Here is an 18,276-nt window from a genome sequence, read left to right as displayed (position 1 = left end):
CGCTCAGTCGGGATACGACTCGGCGAGCAGCTCCACCGGATGCATCACGCGCGCGTCGCTGCCACTCAGCAGCAGCCCCGCGCCGATCTGCATCATGCAGCCGGGATTGCCGGTCGCCACGATCTGCGCCTTGGTGTCGGCGATGCGCTGCAGCTTGGGCGCCAGCACGCGATCGGAGACGTCGGGCTCGATGAGATTGTAGATGCCGGCCGCGCCGCAGCACTGGTCGCTGTCTTCGAGCGGCACGAGGGTGAGCCCGGGAATGGACTTGAGTACCGTGAGCGGCGGCGCGGTGATGCGCTGCGCGTGCTGCTGATGGCAGGGGGCGTCGTGCGTGACCCGGAGCGTGACGGGTTGTGAGCCTGGCGTGGGACCGTGTGACGCGAGGACTTCGGAGACGTCGCGCACCTTGGCGCTGACGCGCGCGGCGCGCGACTTCCAGACGGGGTCGTCCGACAGGAGATGGGCGTAGTCCTTCATCATCGCGGCGCAGCCGGCGGAGTTCACGACGATCACATCCACGCTGCTCTGCTCGAAGGCGGCGATGTTCTGCTTGGCGAGGGACCTGGCGGAGGCGAGATCGCCGGCGTGGGCGTGGAGGGCGCCGCAGCAGCGCTGCGTGGGGACTTGCTTGATGGTGTGGTGGTTGGCGCGGAGGGTTTTTTCGGTGGCTTGGTGGACGTGAGGGAAGAGGCCTTGCATGACGCAGCCTGTGAGGAGGGCGGCGGACGGTTCTTGTTCTTGGGTACTGCGGGAAGACGTACTGCGGGAAGACTTACTGCGGGAAGACGTACTGCGGGGCTTGGTGCTGGCTAGCATGGCTAGCGGGAAGGCTAGGCGCTGGGGGAGAACACGCGCGAGGGCCTTGGGGAGGCCGGTGTCTCGGAAAAGTCTTGCGGCGCGGAGCGCTAGGTGCAGGATGGTGTGATTATTGAAGACGCTTAGGACTGCTCTTGCAATAATCGGGATGGGGCGCTGCTGGGCGATGGTGGCTCTCGTCGCTTCCAGCAGGTGGCCGTAGGGGACGCCGCTGGGGCAGGCGGTTTCGCAGCCGCGGCAGCCGAGGCACTGGTCGATGTGCTTCGTTGCGGCATCATCGGTCAGGGCGATCTCGCCGTCGAGCATGCGGCGCATCAGCACGAGACGGCCTCGTGGCGAGTCGTTCTCGTCGCCGAGGTTGACGTACGTGGGGCACGCTTGCAGGCAGAAGCCGCAGTGCACGCACGCATCGAGGCCGGCTTTCGCTTGGCCGAGTGGGGATTGCTGTAGCGGGAGCGTCATGCGTGTTGCGGTTCGCTGGCGTGTACGCCTTCGTAGCGGTTCATCACGTCGCGTGGGTCCATGGCGCGCTTGAGGCCCTGCTCGATGGCGTTGCGGGTGTGCGGGGTGGTGCGGCCCTGATCGACCACCACACTGACCGCATGCTGCGCGCCGTTGGTGGCGGCGGTGGTCATGAGCTGGGCGATGCGCGCGTCGAGTGGGGCGCCGGTGCCGTCGAGTTGCGCCAGCGAGTGCACGATGCGCAGCGAGCCCTTGGCCGGATCGTACAGCAGCTCGGCGTCGGGGAAAGCGCGCTGTGCCGCGAGCACGAACGGCGCGGCATCGCTGACGGCGGTACGGGCGCGGAGGACGACGGCGTTGCTGGGCGTCTCGCGCAGCGCGTCGGCGTTCGCGACGTGCGACAGGGCGGTCACGCCGAGCGCGGCGAGGCGATCGGTGAGGGCGGCGGCGCGTTGGGTGTTGCCGCTGACGCGCGCCCACACTTCGGCGGGGCGATTGGGGCGGAGGCGCACGATCATCGGCAGCGGCGCGCGGTTCGCCACGAGCGCGGGGAGCGCGTGCGCGATGTCCTGTTCGAGCGTGCCCACCATGATCGCGTCGACCTGCGGAATGGCGTGCAGGCGCAGCGTGACTTCGGTGATCGCGCCGAGTGTCCCCCAGGCGCCGATGTGCAGGCGCACGAGGTCGAATCCGGCGACATTCTTCACGACGCGGCCGCCCACGCGGGTGACTTCTCCGGTGCCGGTCACGACGTCGAGGCCAAGCACGAGGTCGCGCGTGGCGAGATCCCCAAGGGCGAGTGGTGCGGGGCTCGCGGTGGCGACGCAGGCGCCGATGGTGCCGTGGGGGCTGCCATACGGATGCACGGCGAGCATCTGGCCGTGCGGTCGGGTGGCGGCGTCGAGGTCGCTGAGCGTGGTGCCGGCGCCCACCGTGATGACGAGATCGCCGGGTTCATAGGCGATGACACCGCGCAGCGCCGCGAGCGAGACGGGGGAGTCGCTCACGAATGGGCCGCCGGCGTGCTGCCAGGTGCCGCTGCCGGCCAGGCGGAGCGGCGTGTCGTGCGCAGCAGCGTGGCGTACGATGTCGGCGAGCGCCGCGGCGTTCTCAGGCGACTGCATGCGCGCTCCCGTCGCGAGGCGACGTGACACCGGCCGTGCCATGCCATTCGCGGCAGGCACGCACGGGTACGACCTTGCCGGGGTTGGCGCGGCGGTCGGGGTCGAAGACGCTGCGCACCCGGCACATCGCGTCGAGCGACGCGGCGCTGAAGAGGCGCTCCATGTACGGCAGTTTGTCGAGCCCGACGCCGTGTTCGCCGGTGATGGTGCCTCCGGCGTCGATGCACGCCTGCATGATCTCGCTCATGGCGTGATGCACGCGGTCATTCTCTTCGGCGTTGTTCGCGTCGTAGGGAATGTTGGGGTGCAGGTTGCCGTCGCCGGCGTGAAAGACGTTGCACACCTTCACGCCGTGGTGCTGGGCGATGGCATCGATGCGCGCGAGCACCTCGGGGAGCTTGGTGCGCGGCACGACGGCATCCTGCACCACGAGACTGGGCGCGATACGCCCCATGGCGCCAAAGGCTTTCTTGCGCCCCTGCCAGAGTCGCATTCGATCGGCTTCGGCGGTGGCGACGCGCACGTCGCTCGCGCCACTCTCTTCGCAGCAGCGGCGAATGATGGCGACGTCTTCGTCGAGCCCCTCGTGCATGCCGTCCACCTCGCAGAGCAACACCGCCGCCGCGTCGATGGGGTAGCCGGCGGTGTAGATGCTCGCTTCGACCGCGCGGATGGTGGCATTGTCCATCATCTCGAGCGCCGCCGGCACGATGCCGGTAGCCACGATGCGCGACACCGCACGCGCGGCGGCGTCCACACTGGCAAAGCTCGCGAGCAGCGTGTGCACGGCATCGGGGTTGGGCACGAGACGCACAGTGATCTCGGTCGCCACGCCAAAGCAGCCTTCGCTCCCGATGAACAAGCCGAGCAGGTCGTAGCCGTCGGTTTCGCCATGCGCATTGCCGAAGCGCGTGAGCGTGCCATCGGGGAGGATGACTTCACACTCCACGATGTGATTGAGCGTCACGCCATACTTGAGGCAGTGCGGCCCACCGGCATTCTCGGCGACGTTGCCGCCGATCGTGCACGCGGTCTGACTCGAGGGATCGGGCGCGTAGTGCAGCCCATGCGGCAGCGTGGCGCGTGAAAGGCGCACATTCACGACACCGGGCTCGACGCGCGCCGTGCGATTGACGGGATCGACGCTGATGATGCGCGTGAGGCGCTGCAGCCCGAGGAGCACCACATCTTCGGCGAGGGACCCACCGGAGAGCCCCGTGCCGGCGCCGCGCGGCACGAACGGCGTGCCGGTCTTGGCGAGTTCGCGCACGACCTGTATCAGCTCGTCTCGCGTGCCGGGGAAGACGGCGAGACTGGGGGTGGCGCGGTGACCGGGGAGGCCGTCGGCGTCGTAGGCGGCGAGCTCGCTCGGCCGGGTTTTGACCCAGTTGGCGCCGACGATTTTGGCGAGGGACTGCTGCATGCCGAAAACTACTGGAACGGCGGAAAGACGTACTGCGGGAAGACGTACTGCGGGAAGACGTACTGCGGGTTAACCGCAGATCTCTGCGACCTTGGCCTTCAGCGTTCCCAGATCAAACGGCTTCTGGAGCACGTGTGGGTGCTCGGCGAGCGGGGTGCCGGGTTCGGCGTCGGCGACGGCGTCGCCGGTGGTGAGGATCACGCGGGCGGCGAGGGCGGGGCTGCTGATTTGCAGATCGGTGAGCAGCTGGCTGCCGCTGATGCCGGGGAGGTGCAGGTCGAGGAGGATGAGATCGACCTGCTCAACCGTTTGCGCCGCGATCGCGGCGAGCTGGCCCTGGGCTTCGGTGCCATCGGCGGCTTCCACGACGCTCCACTGCGCGCGCTCGAAGAAGCGCCGCAGAGCGAACCGGATACCGGCTTCGTCGTCGATCAGCAGAACACGGGGCACGGACTCTCCCACCACAGGACACGAGCGGACCACGACGCAAACTCGAAGCGGGTGCCCGTAGTTCCTCGAGCACCCGCTTCGAAGCTATTGCATAAACCGAATTCTCACAACGCGGGGAGAATTCTCCGCCGAGCCTTCAGTGGTGACGTGCCGCGGTTACGCTGCGCCCCAGAACCCGGCGAGTGCACTGCCATCGGGCGACTCGCGGAGCTTTTCGAAGGCGCGTTCGCGGATCTGGCGAATGCGTTCACGCGTGACGCCCATGAGCGCACCGATGCGCTCGAGTGTCATCGCTTCCGCCCCTTCGTCGAGGCCGTAGTAGAGATAGAGAATCTTGCGCTCGCGCGGCGTGAGGTACTTCCGGAAGACGCGATCGATGAACTCGCGCATGAGGCGGAAGTCGGTGCCCTCTTCGATATCGACGTGCGTTTCGCCGGCGAAGCGCTCGCCGAGCGTGGACGCTTCGCGATCCTGCCGATCGATGGGCGCGTCGAGCGAGACTTCGGTGCTCGTGATCTGGCGCGCGGCGCGCACCTGCTCGAGCGGTTCCTGCAGGAGCTTGGAGAGTTCCTCATCGGTGGGCTCGCGATTGAGCACCTGGTTGAGGACCATCTCGCCGCGCGCCATGCGGATGAGCTGCGAATTCTGGTTGAGCGGGATGCGCACGGAGCGCGTCTGCTCGGCGAGCGCCTTGAGCACCGCCTGCCGGACCCACCACACGGCGTAGGAGATGAACTTGACGCCCTGGTCGGGATCGAACTTCCGGACGGCCTTGAGGAGGCCTTCGTTGCCGATGGCGACGAGTTCGGAGAGGTCGAGGCCGTGTCCCTGATACTTCTTCACGTAGCTGATGACGAACCGGAGGTTCGCCGTCACCAGACGTTCCGCGGCCGCCTCATCGCCCTTCTGGGCGAGACGGGCCAGGCGGCGCTCCTCGGCTGCATCGGTGATGAGCGGGAGCTTCTGGATATCGTGTAAGTACTGGTCGAAGGCGGTGGAAGGAGCGGAACGGAAGAAGCCCTTCGCGCGGGCCTCAGAGGTTCTGGTTGCAGCTGCCTGCATACGCCCTCGCCGTACGTGTACTGGGATCAATCCGGGGGGAGACCGGACTGGTCGAGTCGGAGCGCCACGATAATGGTCGGGTTCTGGACGGTCAATAAAAATCTTCTGTCTTTGACGTATAGCGACACTTTTCCGGCAGTTTTGCGCCAGACGAGCATTTATGTGATCTCGGATAGCTCAGTTGTGTGGGGATCTTCATGCGGCCCGGGTTGAGTGTCGCGGGGACGCAACGCTCAGCGGTTCGCGTTTCGTCCCTGAGTTCCGAGGCCTGGGCTGGTTGGGCGCGGGGGCGCTCCGGCGGCGCTGCGTCGCCGAGTCGGTCCTCTCCGGGGTTGGGAACGCCGGCGGCCTTCCCAAGCCCGGAGAGCGACCGCTCGGCGCCGCACCCCCGCCGGAGCGCCCGGGCGGCTTCGCCTGGGGCGCGGAGGTCAGAGGTCAGAGCGGTTCGCGCCTGAGATCGCAAACGCGGGGGCTGGCGTGCGGTCCGAGCGGCCGCTGTCCCGGCTTGGGAACGCCGGCACGGCGTTTCCCAACCCGGGACAGGGCCGTGAGGCGCCGCACGCCAGCCCCCGCGTCCCGCGCCAGTGCCGGTCCTAGCTCAGCGCGCCTAGGACGACGGCGTCAGGCACCGCCACCGACCAGCGCCCCTCCGCCGCATCCATTTCGCCAAGCGAGCGAGGCAGCGCATAGCGCGCCGCGCCACCGCGCGCCTTCTTGTCGCCGTGCGTCTCGGCGATGATCGCCTCTATAGAGAGATCGCTCGGCAGCGCGCTCGGGAGGCCGGCACTGCGCACGGCGTCTTCCACGGCCAACGCGAGCCCGGGTGACGCCAGCCCAATCGCTTCGGCGATGCGCGCCTCGGCCACCATGCCCATGGCGACGGCGTCGCCGTGCAGCATCTGATACTGGCGGAGCTTCTCGACGGCGTGTGCGATCGTGTGGCCGAAGTTCAGGATCTGACGGAGCCCGCCTTCGCGCGTGTCTTCGGCGACGACGTCGGCCTTGATGTGCACGCTGCCGGCGATCAGGCGCGGCAGCGGTTCGGCGGCGGCGCCGTCGCTCAAGAGCGCCGGGAGCGCGTGTAGCATCGCGTCGAAATACGCGCGATCGGCGATGACGCCGTGCTTGAGCATCTCGGCGAGCCCGCTCCGGAACTGCGGGGCGCTGAGGGTGCGCAGCACGTCGGGGTCGATGATCACCGCCGACGGATTGTGAAACGCGCCAACGAGATTCTTACCGGCCGGTGTATCGACGGCCGTCTTGCCGCCCACCGACGCGTCCACCATGGCGAGGAGCGTAGTGGGCACCTGCACGACGGGGAGGCCGCGCATGTAGGTCGCCGCCACAAAGCCAGCGAGGTCGCCGACCACGCCGCCGCCCAGCGCGACAATGGTGGTATCGCGACCGGCGCCCCACGCGATCAGCGCGTCGGTGAGTTCGGCCCAGCGGGCGCGCGTCTTTTCGTGCTCGCCGGGGGGAATGGTGAAGAGCTTTGCCCCGGTGAACTGCGCCGCCACGGCCGCGCCATGATGCGCCGCGACGCTCTCATCGGAGATGATGGCGACGCGATGGGCGGGGGCGACGGCCCGCACGATCTCCCCCGCCTGCACGAGCGAGCCGCGGGCGCAGTGGATGGGGTAGGGGAGGGGGAGATCTAGGGGCACTTTCTCGGCGTACGGCGGGAAGACGTACTGCGGGAAGACGTACTGCGGGAAGACGAACAGCGCGGAGTTACCAGGTGACTTCGCCGGCGCCGGCGCGCTTGTTGGCGACGCGGGCGAGCATGAAGAGGAGATCGCTGAGGCGATTGAGGTAGATGACCACGAGATGTGGGAGCTCGACCTCGGCGCTCAGATGCACGACGCGCCGTTCGGCGCGGCGGCACACCGTGCGCGCGACGTGCAGCGCGGCGGCCTTGGGGGTGCCACCGGGGATGATGAAGGACTTGAGCGGTTCGAGCTCCGATTCGCAGCCGTCGATGTAGCGCTCGAGCTCCGCGATGCGCCCTTCGTCGATGCGCGCCTTGGAGAGCTGCTCCTTCATCTTCTCATGGTCCGGCGTCGCCAACAGCGCGCCGATCGCGAAGAGGTCGCGCTGAATGGGCACGAGCACTTCATCGATGCGCGGCATCATGTCGATCGAGCGCGCGAGCCCCAGGGAGGCATTGAGCTCGTCGACATCGCCGTACGCTTCCACGCGCGGATGATCCTTCCCCACGCGGCCGCCGCCGAAGAGGGCGGTGGCGCCCTCGTCGCCGGTTCTGGTATAGATCTTCATGGGGCGAAAGGTAATCGGCTTGGGGGGGAGGTGAACTGATGTACTGCGGAAAGACGTACGGCGGGAAGACGTACTGCGGGAAGACGTACGGCGATTTACTGCGGTGTCGCGGTACGTCTTCCCGCTGTGTGTCTTCCCGCAGTACGTCTTCCCGCCGTACGCCTTTCCGCAGTACCAGTCTTTCCCCGCCCGCCTCGCTACGCCCTCACCCGCGGGTCCACTCGTTGGTACATCACATCCGTCGCCAGATTCACCAGGACGAATACCACCGACAGGAACAACACCGTCCCCTGCACGGCGGGGAGGTCGCGTCGTGAAATCGCCATCACCACGTAGCGGCCGATGCCGGGCCAGCTGAAGATGGTTTCGGTGAGGATGGAGCCGGTGAGGTAGGCACCGAAGTCCAGACCGATGACGGTGACGACGGGGATGAGCGCGTTGCGGAGGGCGTGGCGCGTGATGACGACGCGTTCGGCGAGGCCTTTGGCGCGGGCGGTGCGCACGAAGTCGGCGCCCATGACCTCGAGCATCGCGCCGCGGGTGACGCGGGCGAGATAGGCGATGGAGCGCGAGCCGAGTGCGAGCGCCGGCAGCACGAGGAACTCCGGGCGGCCAAAGCCCGACGCGGGGAGCCAGCGCAGGGTGACGGCGAAGAGCACGATCAGCAACAGGCCGATCCAGTACACCGGAAAAGAAATCCCGAGATACGTCGTGGCCAGCGCGAGGCGATCGAACCAGCCGTTCGGCTTCACCGCGGCGAGCACGCCGATCGTGACGCCCGTGATCGTCGCCAACAGCATCGCCGCGCCCGCGAGCAGCAACGTGCGCGGGAATCGCTCGGCGATGTCCTGCACGATCGGCCGATTCGTGATGTAGCTGCGCCCCAGGTCGCCCTTCAGGATGCCGCCCGCGTAATGCACGAACTGCACCGGCAACGGATCGTCGAGCCGCAGCTCCGCCCGCAACCGCGCAATCGTGGCCGCATCGGCCCGCTCGCCCACCATCGCCTGCACCGGATCACCGGGCGCGACGTAGAGGAGGAGGAAGACGACGGCGAGGACACCGGCGAGGGTGGGGAGGCTGAGGAGGAGGCGGCGGGTTAGGAGTTGGAGCACGGTGGGGAAGATCGTACGGCTACCGACAAGCGGGAAGACTTACTGCGGGAAGACTTACTGCGGGAAGACGTACGGCGAGGGTTACCTCCGCTTCTTGTCCCTCCGGTCATTCTCGGCTCTGGCTTCGCGTTCTTCCACGGCTCGGATGAACCCGTAGAGCATCTTGGAGACCGTCGCGAGCTTGATCTGGCAGCGCTTGATCGAAATCGGGTCCAGGGCTCTCGCCTCATGGATCAGCCGAAGGTGTACGCCGCATTCCTCGGCGGAGGCCAAGGCCAGACGGAGCTGGCGCACCATGTTCGCATCGGTGCCCAGTCGTGCCGCCTCCGCGATGTTGGCGGCAACCGATGAAGAGGCGCGCAATAGCTGTGCGCGCTCGCCAGGCACACGCCAGTTGTCGACGCGGCTCATGGCCTGTTGTACCGTTGCGGCGAAATCCTCAGCCGCACCAAGTACCCGGAGATTGCTGGAATCGCTCATACGGCGACTCTAGCAAAACCGGTGCGCGTCAGTGACATCATTCCGACGCGCACCCAACCATTCCAACGCAGTCAATCGCCGTACGTCTTCCCGCAGTAAGTCTTCCCGCAGTAAGTCTTCCCGCAGTTCAGCCGTTGACCCCCCCTCTACTTCCCCCCAAGCGTGACTTTCGTCCACCGCTGCCCATTAAAGATCACCGGCACCTCAAACCCGTTCACCCACGGCTGCACCGCGTACACCTCGTTGTAGAAGAACAGCGGCAGCAGTCCCACGTCGCCGTAGGCGAGTGAGTCTGACGTCCGATACAACGCCGTACGCTTCGCGGCATCGGACTCGCGGCGCGCCTCGTCGACCAGCTTGTCGAAGGTCGCGTTCTTGTAGAACGAGACATTGCCGCCCGGGCCGGCGTTGGCGCTGTGCAGCAGCGGATAGAGGAAGTTCTCGGCATCGGGGTAGTCGGCGTACCAGTCCTTGATCACGAGATCCGTCTGGCCGGCGCGCGCGGCGGCGCGCATGCTCGGGGCGTCGCGCTGGACGAGCTTGAGGCGAATGCCCACGGCGCCGAGGTAGGCTTGGAGCGTTTGGGCGAGACGCGGCCACGGGGCGGTCTGCGAGCTCCACAGCTCCAGGTCCACGCCCTTCGCATAGCCGGCGTCGGCGAGCAGCTTGCGCGCAGCGGCGGTGTCGTAGGCGAAGGGCGTGCGGCTCTTGTCGGCGCCGTCGAGGCTGGGCGGGATCACGCCGGCGGCGACGGTGCCGCGGCCGGCGAGGAGCTGCTGCAGAAGCGTCGGGACGTCGATGGCGTATCCGATCGCCTGGCGCACGCGCACGTCCTTCAGCGGGCCGCGGGTGTTGTTGATGCCGAGGTACCAGAGGCGCAAGGCGGGGGCGCTGACGAGCTTGGCTTTGCGCTCGTCGGTGTTCTCCCAGGCCTTGGTCTGATCTTCGGGGATGTAGAGGATGTCCACCGTACCGCTTTCAAACTCGGCGACGGCGGTGCTCGGCTCGGGGATGATGCGCGCGATGAGCGTATCGATGCTCGGCGCGCCGCCGAAGTACGACGCGTTCCTGGCGAACTTGAGGTAATCGTCGTGCTTCCACTCGACGAGCTTCCACGGGCCGGTGCCGATGGGCTTCTCGCTGAAGTTGTCGCCCGCGCTTTCGGGGACGATGCTCGCCACCGGCATGGCGAGCAGCTTCGGGAAGATGGCGAGTGGCTGTTCGAGCGAGATGACGACGGTGCTGTCGTCGATGGCGGCGAGGCCGAGCTGGTCGCTCTTGCCGGCGGCGACGTCACGCGCGCCACGAATGGGATAGAGCGGCCACACGGTGCCGGCCTTGGTGGCCGGATTGAGCACGCGGCGGAAGGCGCTCACCACCTGCTTGGCGGTGAAGGGCGTGCCGTCGTGGAAGGTCACGCCGCGTCGCAGATGGAAGGTGTACTCGGTGCCGCTCGCGCTCACGTCCCAGCTGGTGGCGAGGCCGGGCTCCACCTGACCGCCGGGGGTGAAGCGTGTGAGCCCGTCGAAGAGGTACGACACCGCACGTCCGGCGGGCACGTCGGGCGCGCGCGCGGGATCGAGCGAGACGGGGTCGCTCCAGTCGCGCGAGTCCACGAAGGTGTGCCGCACGGGGCTCTGTTCCGACGCCGTACAGGCGGTCAGGGCGGTCAGGGCCAACAGCGAGGAGAAAACGAGCGGTGCGGTGCGCGGCATGCGTGGTTGACTGGATGTGGAAAACGCGTGAGCTTTGTAGGCTATAGAACGTGCGTCTATCCGTCCATCTCGGCCGCCGTATTTCCCTCCGAATCCGCCCCCGTCTCCGCCGTACCTTGGCTGGTGTTGCCGCGCTCCTCAGTTGCCTGAGCGCGCGTTCGGCGACCGCGCAGGATCTGTCCTGCGAACGGGGCGATCGGGAAGTGCGCGCACTCCGCTTCGAGGGAAACAAGGCCTATACGCCGGCCGCGCTCGCCGCGACGGTGGCCACGACGCCGAGTTCGTTTGCCGGGCTGCCGCTCGTGGGCGAGCGGCGTTGCCTCGATCCGGTGGAGTTCGCGCGCGATGTGCGGCGCCTCGAGACGCTCTATCGCCGCCGCGGCTTCCCCGATGTGCAGGTCGATACGACGGTCACGACGGTGAAGCCGGGTGTGATCGAGATCACGTTTCGCATTCGCGAAGGGGAGCCGATGCGGGTGACGGCCTTCGCGCTCCGCGGCGTCGATGGCGCCCCCGAGCTGCGCACCGCCGCCCGTGACTTTCCGATCACGGTGGGCGGGCTGTTCGATCGCGGCGCGCTCGAGGCGGGGCGCGACACGCTCCTTCGCCGGCTGCGCAATCAGGGGTGGCCGCAGGCCGAAGCGCTGCTCGCGTACACGACGAACACCCGGCAGCGCACCGCCGAGGTGGAGGTGCAGGTGGTGCCGGGGGCGCGCGCGAAGCTCGGGCGCATCGCCCTCGAGGTGGACAGCGGCACCTCCAAGCGCCGCGTGAGCGACCCGACGATTCGCCGCGCGATGGCGCTGCGCACCGGCGACTGGTATTCGGCGCGCGCGATCATCGACGCGCAGCGGAATCTCTATCAGACCGACGCGTTTCAGCGCGTGGACCTGCAGCCGGATTCGCTGCAGCCGGCCGGCGATACGATCGTGAACCTCACGGTGCGGCTGGTGGAAGGCGATCGCTGGGCGGCGCGCGGCGGCATTGGCTGGGCGACGCTCGACTGCTTCCGCACGCAGGGCACGCTCACCGATCGCGACTTTCTGCCGTACGCACAGCGCCTCGAACTGACGGCGCGGTTGAGCAAGATCGGCATCGGCTCTCCGCTCGATGGCGCGCCGAATCTCTGTCAGCAGCAGGCGCGGAGCGATCCGTACAGCCGTACGCTCAACTACTACACGTCGGCCACCTTGCGGCAGCCGGTGCGTGCCAATCAGGCGCGCGTGCCGAGCCTCACGGTGTTCAGCTCCACGCTCAGCGAGTACAAGGCGTACCTGCGGCGTACGCCGATCGGTGGCGTGCTGTCGGTGGCCGATCCGTTCGGCGCCTGGGCGGCGGCGCGCGTGCCGAGTACGCTGAGCTATCAGCTGGAACTTGGACGCACGGAAGCGGAGCCGGCATTCTTCTGTGCGGTGTTCAATGCCTGCGACGAAGTGCTGCGCACGTTCCTGCAGCGCAACAACCGCCTCGCCGCGCTCGAATACTCCGTCTCGCGCCAGCGGGTGAATGATCCCATTCGCCCCTCGGGTGGGACGGTGCTGCGGCTCACGGCGCGGCATGCGAGCACGCTCATCGGGTCGGATGCCGCGCAGCAGTTCAGTCGCGCCATCGGCGACGCCACGTGGTATCGCGCGTTGCCGGGTGGTGCGACGGTGACCGCGCACCTGCGCGCAGGCGTGGTGCAGGGGCGCAGTACGGCAACGGGGGTGACGAGCTTCATCCCGCAGCAGGAGCGGCTCTACGCCGGCGGGCCGACCACGGTACGTGGCTTTCGGCAGAATGAGCTCGGGCCCGCGGTGTACATCGTGAGTGGGTTCACCGCCGATACGGTGGGTGGCGCGGTGTACTATCGCGCCGACGAAAAGACCGTGACCGAGCGTGTTGTGCCTACGGGCGGCAATTCGCTGGTGGTGGGGAATCTTGAGGTGCAGTGGCCAAGCCCGGTGGCGCCCAAGCTGCTGCAGCTCGCGGCCTTTGCCGATGCGGGTCGGTTGTGGAATCGCGGTGATGCCTCGCGCTCGGCGCTGCGCACGGCGGGGCCGACGGTGATCGTGACGCCCGGGATGGGCGTGCGCATTGCGTCGCCCTTTGGGGCGATCCGTGTGGACCTGGGCTACAACGGCTACGATCAGCCCGCCGGCGCCGCGTACTACAACGCGCGACTGCAGGCCGGTGTCGCGCCGCTCTACTGCGTGAGCCCGGGGAACATCCTCCCGGTCACGCCGAGTAGCGCGACCGGCGCGCCGCCGGTGCAGCAGAGCGGGCCGTGCCCGAGTTCGTTCCGCCCGACGCGCCGTACGAGCTTGCTCGGCCGGCTCAATCCGTCCATCTGGATCGGGCAGGCGTTCTGATGGCCCCGCGCCGGCGCACCATCGTGCTGGGGACGGCAGCGGTGCTGCTGTCGCTCGTCGCGCTCGTGGTGGCCGGTGTGGTGGCGCTCACGCAGACCGAGCGCGGGCTCAACCTGATGCTGCGCGCCGCGATGCCGGCGGTAAAGCGCCTGGTGCCCGGCCGTCTCTATGTGGGGACGGTGCGCGGCAATCTGTTCACCGACATCACCATCGACACGCTCGATCTCAAGGCGCCCGACGGCACGCCGTTCATTTCGTCGGGGCCGATTCACTTCACCTACGATCCGCGCGACCTGCTCGATTCGCGCATCGTGGTGAAGAGCCTCGAGGTGCAGCGGCCGAAAGTGACGCTGGTGGACTACGGCAACGACGACTGGAACCTCTGGCGCGCGATCGGTCGCAACAAGAACAAGACCAAGCGCCCGCGCACCACGCGGCTTGGGCAGTACATCGTGATCGACACGACCGCGATTCACGAGCTGCAGTTCGTGGCGCGGCTGCCGTGGTTCCCGAGCGATACGCTGCGCGGGCGCATGCGCGACAGTTCGATTACCGAGCATCTGACGCGCCTTACCGACGAATTCCGCCAGGAAGACGGGCGGTACGTGCATGTGCTCCGATTCCTGCGCGGCACCATCAATCTCGGGCGCTCGCGCATCGCCGATCCCGATTCGGCAGGGCTGCGCTTTGCGGTGGGGCGCATGGATGTGGTGTGGAATTCGCCGCCGATGTGGTTCCAGAACCTCCGCGGCACGGCACGCATTCTGAAGGACACGCTGTGGGTCGACAGTGCGAGGTTCACCCTGCCGCAGTCGCGCGCGGCCGGGACCGCCAAGGTGGTGTGGGGCGGCGGCCTGCCGGTGCGCTATGACATCCGCCTCAAGAGCGACTCGGTGGCGATGACGGATCTGGCGTGGATCGACGAAACGATTCCGCACAGTGGCGGCGGTGCGATGGATCTCGTCATCAAGAACGATCCCAAGAACCTGTCGATCCTCGAGTATCAGATCACCAACATGGACGCACGCTCGCTCAAGTCGCGCCTGTTGGGCGACATGACGTGGGGCGTGGGTGGGCCGGTCACGCGGCTGACCAATGTGAACTTGCGGCTCGAACCGGCGCACACGGACCTGCTGCGCTGGTTCAATGCCAAACCCTTCCCGTTCGACTGGCAGGGGCGTCTCACCGGGACGGTGAAGGGGCGCGGCGGTTTCCTGCACGACTGGAAGCTCGACGAGGCGAAGCTCGCGTTTGCCGATGAGCACGTGCCGGGTGCCGAGTCGCGCGCAGTGGCCACCGGCATGCTGAACATCTATCAGCCGGCGGAAGCGATCCTCAAGGGCGTCGCCCTGAAGGTGGAGTACCTCGATTTCCGCACGCCGCGCTTCGTGAACCCGCTCTTCCCCAAGCTGAACGGCTTTGCGCGCGGCACGATGCAGCTCGATTCGCTCTGGTACGACGCGCGCTTCTCCAACGCCGATCTGGAGCTGGTGGACGGCCCGGGGCAGCCGTCGCGCTTTACCGGCAACGGGCGCTACACGCTGATTCCGGAAGGCGTGGTGTTCGATGTGGACATGCAGGCGCTCCCGCTCAGCTACACTACGCTGTCGCGCTCGTATCAGGACATGCCGCTGCGTGGCGAAGCGGTGGGGCGTATCAAGGCGAAGGGGATGGCGGAGCAGTTCGATCTGCAGGCCACGCTCTCGGGTGAGGGCGGGCAGCTGTCATTCACCGGCGTGGCCGATGCGCTGGACCCGGTGATGGGCGCGAATGGCGCGTGGAGTGTGCGCGGTGGCAACCTGCGCTCGCTCTTTGGCACGACGGCGCTGCCGGTGTCCACGTTGAACGCGTCGGGGACGGTGGACATGCGGGCCACCCTCGACGCGAAGACCGACAAGTTCATCATCAACTCGATCGTGGGGCCGCTCAAGGTCACGCTCGATCAGTTCTCCCGCATTGCCGACGCCCGGTTGTACGGCGGCACGGCCTCGATGCAGTTCGACTCGGGGCGGGTGAAGATCGACACGCTCGCGGTGGAGAGCTCGGCGCTGCGGCTCACCGCGCGCGGCGCCCTGGGGCTTGATCAGACCAAGCGCGATACGCTGCGCCTGACGATGGCGATCGACTCGCTGGGCGGTTTGCGCCCGTGGCTCGCGTCCACGGATTCGACGACCAAGCCCTTCGTGCTGCCGACCGATACGCTGCGCGGCAATCTGGAGCTGTCGGCGCTGCTGGCGGGGTCGATCGATACCCTCGATGCGCGCGGGCTGGATCTCGACGTGCGCGCCGATCTGCGTGACGTCGTGGTTGCCAGTTCGCGTACGCGACGCGCGTCGATCGATGGGCAGGTGCGCGACGTGCTGCGCGGTGCCACTGGCCAGGCGAGTCTGACGGCCGACTCGGCGGTGTTCGGTGGGATCGACGTGGCGTCGGTGGCCGGGCGCAGCACGCTGGTGGGTGGGTTGGCGGAGCGTTTCAGCCTCACGATGCGCACCCCCAACGACGCTCGCATCGCGCTCACCGGCGGGGTGACGCGCCGGCACGATTCGACCGACGTGCGCCTCGATACGATTCTCGTGCGCGTGGACAGCGGCATGGCCAAGCCGCGCGGCTTCGGGCTCGTGGCGCCGGCCACGATTCAGCTCTTCGGTGGTGGGCAGGGCGCCCTCGATTCGCTGGTCCTGCAGCACACCGATACCGGACGGGTCGCGATGCGCGGCGTCATTGGCGCGGCCGGCATCGTATCGGGGCGCTTCGAGATGGACCGGGTGCCGCTCAGCGATGTGGGGGCGCTGCTCCGGACCACGGGCCTCAGCACCGGCACGGCCAGCGCCCGCCTCGATGTGAGCGGTACGCGTGAGCGTCCGCTGCTCGACGGCACGATGGACGTCCGGAACGCCGTGGCGGGCCGCGTGCGTATTGGCGATCTCTATGCCCGGGCGCACTACGATTCGCTGCGATTGCGCGTCGCCGGTGGTTTGCGGGTCGATGGCAAGCCGGCGCTCGAAGCATCGGCCAGCTTACCACTGGATCTGGCGCTGGTCGCAGCGCACCAGCGTCAGTTGGATGAACCGCTGGTGGGGCGCATCACGTCGCCACGCACGAACCTGGCGCTGCTCGAGTCGCTCTTCCCGGATGTGACCCGCTCGCGCGGGTCGCTCGAGACCGACGTGAGCCTCACCGGTACATGGGCGCGTCCGCGTTTGCGCGGGCAGCTGCGGCTGGATGATGCCTCACTCTCGCTCAACAACCTGGGCATCCGGCTCGACAACGCCCGGGCGGATATCGGGCTCGCCGGCGACACCATCTATATCCGGCGCTTTGGCGCGACGAGCGGCCTGCCGACCGATTCGCTCGGGGTGTCGGGGTTCGTGGCGATCACGGACATCAGCCAGCCGAGCTTTGACCTGCGGCTGGCCGCGAACAACTTCCTGGCGATCGACAAGGCGCGCACGGCGAGCATCACGCTCACGACGCCCACGCCGATCACGCTGACGGGATCGAGCGAGGCGCCGCGGGTGCGTGGCGCCGTGCGACTCGATCGCGGCCGCGTGTACATCAACCAGCTCGCGCAGCGGCGCGCGTTGGATTTGACGGACGCCGACCTGCTGGATACGGCGCGCTTCGCGATGAATGCGCTGCTGCCGAGCGCGCCGAGTTCGCTGGTGCGCAACCTGCAGCTCAACGATGTGCGCATCGGCATCGGCGACGACATGTGGCTGCGCAGCCCGGAAGCGAATCTCAAGCTCGGCGGGCAGCTGCGCGTCACGCGCTCGGTCTCGCGCGATGGAGTGGCGCGTCTGGCGCTCGCCGATTCGCTCACGGTCGAGCGTGGCACCTATCAGCTGAACCTTGGTATCGCCCGCCCGGGCTTCGAGGTGGAGCGCGGGCTGGTGCGCTTCTTCGGCGATCCGGATCTCGAGCCGAGTCTCGATATTACGGCCCTGCATGTGGTGCGCGAAACGCGCGCGAACTCGAACCGCCAAGATGTGCGCATCCGCGTGAACATCGGCGGCACGGTGAACCGCCCGACGCTCGCGCTCACCAGCGCCGACAATCCTCCGCTCCCGGAGAGCGACATGCTCAGCTACCTGGTGACGGGCGAGCCGGCGTACTCGCTGCTGGGGACCAATTCGTACGCCGAGCAGGGTGCGACGCTCGCGCTGCGTTTGGCGGGGAGCTATCTGTCGAGCCGCCTCGCCGGCGGGCGCTTCGATGTGGTGCAGGTGGAGCCGACGGCGCTCGCGCCGGGTGAAGCGGCCAACCTGCGCGAGAATGGCCTCGGCATTCTTGCGTCGACCCGCGTGGGTGTGGGTGGGCAGGTGGCCCGCAACACGTATCTGACTTTCAGCACGGGCCTCTGCGGTCTGGCCCCCCAGTCGAACGGCGGTGGCGACGCATTCTCGCTCTTTGCGCAGGGGCTTGGCGTCAAACTCGAGCGCCGCTTCGACCGCGGCCTCTCGGCCTCCCTCGGTCTCGAGCCGGGCAGCTCGGCGCAGGCGTGCGGGCGCCTTGGGATCAGCCGCACCTTCCAGCAGACGCCTCCCCAGATCGGCATCGACTTCTTCCGCTTCTGGACGTTCTGAGCCCTGGGGGGATTGCTGGGGATTTGCGGGATTCCTTGGGATTACGGGGATAACAGAAACTGCAATGGGGATTTTGGGGATTGTGGGGATTGGCTTGGGGCAATCCGCGGAATCCGGATGATCCTCGAAATCCCTGCATGCTGTTTCGGTTATCTGCGAGATCCCTGTCATCCGTGAGATCCTGTCCAAAGCACGGGGTGGCATGGAGATGGGCGTACGAGTGGTCCTCAGATCTGCCGTGAAGTCGGCAATTGTGACGTGAATTGTGATGTGAATTGTGACGTCGATTGTGACGTGAATTGTGACGGCGAGTGTGATCGAGCGTCACACTGCTGGCACAGGGTGTCATGGCGCGGTGTGACGAAACGTGGGCCGGGATTGCTGCTAACTTGTTTCCCTGCGCTCGGCTAGC

12 protein-coding genes are annotated in these 18,276 nt (G+C 67.5%); 2 read left to right on the top strand and 10 right to left on the bottom strand.

What is annotated here, in order from left to right; translation table 11 throughout:
- Positions 1 to 3: 3 nt before the first annotated feature.
- The 10 genes from K2R93_09560 to K2R93_09515 all read right to left on the bottom strand — a co-directional run bounded on the left by K2R93_09560 (position 4) and on the right by K2R93_09515 (position 10,927).
- Positions 4 to 1,281: a 4Fe-4S dicluster domain-containing protein gene (locus tag K2R93_09560; protein MBY0490072.1), complete on the bottom strand. Its 1,278-nt coding sequence runs from the start codon at positions 1,279 to 1,281 to the stop codon at positions 4 to 6.
- Entirely contained in the window at positions 1,278 to 2,405 is a 1,128-nt protein-coding gene (locus K2R93_09555) for an FAD-binding protein (protein ID MBY0490071.1), read from the bottom strand. Before K2R93_09555 ends, K2R93_09560 begins: the two co-directional genes overlap by 4 nt.
- Positions 2,392 to 3,828 carry an FAD-binding protein gene (locus K2R93_09550; GenBank protein MBY0490070.1) on the bottom strand — a complete coding sequence of 479 codons (1,437 nt, stop codon included), beginning with the start codon at positions 3,826 to 3,828 and terminating at the stop codon, positions 2,392 to 2,394. Before K2R93_09550 ends, K2R93_09555 begins: the two co-directional genes overlap by 14 nt.
- Positions 3,829 to 3,897: 69 nt before the next feature.
- The gene (locus K2R93_09545; GenBank protein ID MBY0490069.1) at positions 3,898 to 4,278 is read right to left on the bottom strand and encodes a response regulator; all 381 of its coding nucleotides are present in this window, start codon (positions 4,276 to 4,278) and stop codon (positions 3,898 to 3,900) included.
- A 156-nt stretch (positions 4,279 to 4,434) separates the two neighbouring features.
- The gene (locus K2R93_09540; protein ID MBY0490068.1) at positions 4,435 to 5,340 is read right to left on the bottom strand and encodes an RNA polymerase sigma factor RpoD/SigA; all 906 of its coding nucleotides are present in this window, start codon (positions 5,338 to 5,340) and stop codon (positions 4,435 to 4,437) included.
- A 593-nt stretch (positions 5,341 to 5,933) separates the two neighbouring features.
- Positions 5,934 to 7,004 (bottom strand): 3-dehydroquinate synthase, encoded by a 1,071-nt coding sequence (aroB, locus tag K2R93_09535; GenBank protein MBY0490067.1) that lies wholly within the window; start codon positions 7,002 to 7,004, stop codon positions 5,934 to 5,936.
- A gap of 67 nt (positions 7,005 to 7,071) precedes the next feature.
- Positions 7,072 to 7,617 carry a cob(I)yrinic acid a,c-diamide adenosyltransferase gene (locus tag K2R93_09530; protein MBY0490066.1) on the bottom strand — a complete coding sequence of 182 codons (546 nt, stop codon included), beginning with the start codon at positions 7,615 to 7,617 and terminating at the stop codon, positions 7,072 to 7,074.
- 197 nt (positions 7,618 to 7,814) lie between these two features.
- Positions 7,815 to 8,732 carry an ABC transporter permease gene (locus K2R93_09525; protein ID MBY0490065.1) on the bottom strand — a complete coding sequence of 306 codons (918 nt, stop codon included), beginning with the start codon at positions 8,730 to 8,732 and terminating at the stop codon, positions 7,815 to 7,817.
- 81 nt (positions 8,733 to 8,813) lie between these two features.
- Complete coding sequence (locus tag K2R93_09520) at positions 8,814 to 9,212, bottom strand: four helix bundle protein (protein MBY0490064.1); 399 nt, start codon at positions 9,210 to 9,212, stop codon at positions 8,814 to 8,816.
- A 146-nt stretch (positions 9,213 to 9,358) separates the two neighbouring features.
- The gene (locus K2R93_09515) at positions 9,359 to 10,927 is read right to left on the bottom strand and encodes an ABC transporter substrate-binding protein (GenBank protein ID MBY0490063.1); all 1,569 of its coding nucleotides are present in this window, start codon (positions 10,925 to 10,927) and stop codon (positions 9,359 to 9,361) included.
- 116 nt (positions 10,928 to 11,043) lie between these two features.
- Between K2R93_09515 and K2R93_09510 the strand changes: the two genes are divergently transcribed.
- The gene (locus tag K2R93_09510; GenBank protein ID MBY0490062.1) at positions 11,044 to 13,278 is read left to right on the top strand and encodes a BamA/TamA family outer membrane protein; all 2,235 of its coding nucleotides are present in this window, start codon (positions 11,044 to 11,046) and stop codon (positions 13,276 to 13,278) included.
- Positions 13,278 to 17,864: a translocation/assembly module TamB domain-containing protein gene (locus K2R93_09505; protein ID MBY0490061.1), complete on the top strand. Its 4,587-nt coding sequence runs from the start codon at positions 13,278 to 13,280 to the stop codon at positions 17,862 to 17,864. Before K2R93_09510 ends, K2R93_09505 begins: the two co-directional genes overlap by 1 nt.
- The last annotated feature ends 412 nt before the right edge of the window (positions 17,865 to 18,276 follow it).

The sequence above is a fragment of the Gemmatimonadaceae bacterium genome (assembly GCA_019752115.1).
GTDB lineage: Bacteria > Gemmatimonadota > Gemmatimonadetes > Gemmatimonadales > Gemmatimonadaceae > Gemmatimonas.
Note: the sequence above shows the minus strand (reverse complement) of the source record. Positions and strands in the feature narration are given on the sequence as shown.

Bases quoted from the DNA above. Each gene is read 5' to 3' on its own strand.
- K2R93_09560 (MBY0490072.1), bottom strand. From the start codon at position 1,281: ATGACGCTCCCGCTACAGCAATCCCCACTCGGCCAAGCGAAAGCCGGC.
- K2R93_09555 (MBY0490071.1), bottom strand. From the start codon at position 2,405: ATGCAGTCGCCTGAGAACGCCGCGGCGCTCGCCGACATCGTACGCCAC.
- K2R93_09550 (MBY0490070.1), bottom strand. From the start codon at position 3,828: ATGCAGCAGTCCCTCGCCAAAATCGTCGGCGCCAACTGGGTCAAAACC.
- K2R93_09540 (MBY0490068.1), bottom strand. From the start codon at position 5,340: ATGCAGGCAGCTGCAACCAGAACCTCTGAGGCCCGCGCGAAGGGCTTC.
- K2R93_09530 (MBY0490066.1), bottom strand. From the start codon at position 7,617: ATGAAGATCTATACCAGAACCGGCGACGAGGGCGCCACCGCCCTCTTC.
- K2R93_09520 (MBY0490064.1), bottom strand. From the start codon at position 9,212: ATGAGCGATTCCAGCAATCTCCGGGTACTTGGTGCGGCTGAGGATTTC.
- K2R93_09515 (MBY0490063.1), bottom strand. From the start codon at position 10,927: ATGCCGCGCACCGCACCGCTCGTTTTCTCCTCGCTGTTGGCCCTGACC.
- K2R93_09505 (MBY0490061.1), top strand. From the start codon at position 13,278: ATGGCCCCGCGCCGGCGCACCATCGTGCTGGGGACGGCAGCGGTGCTG.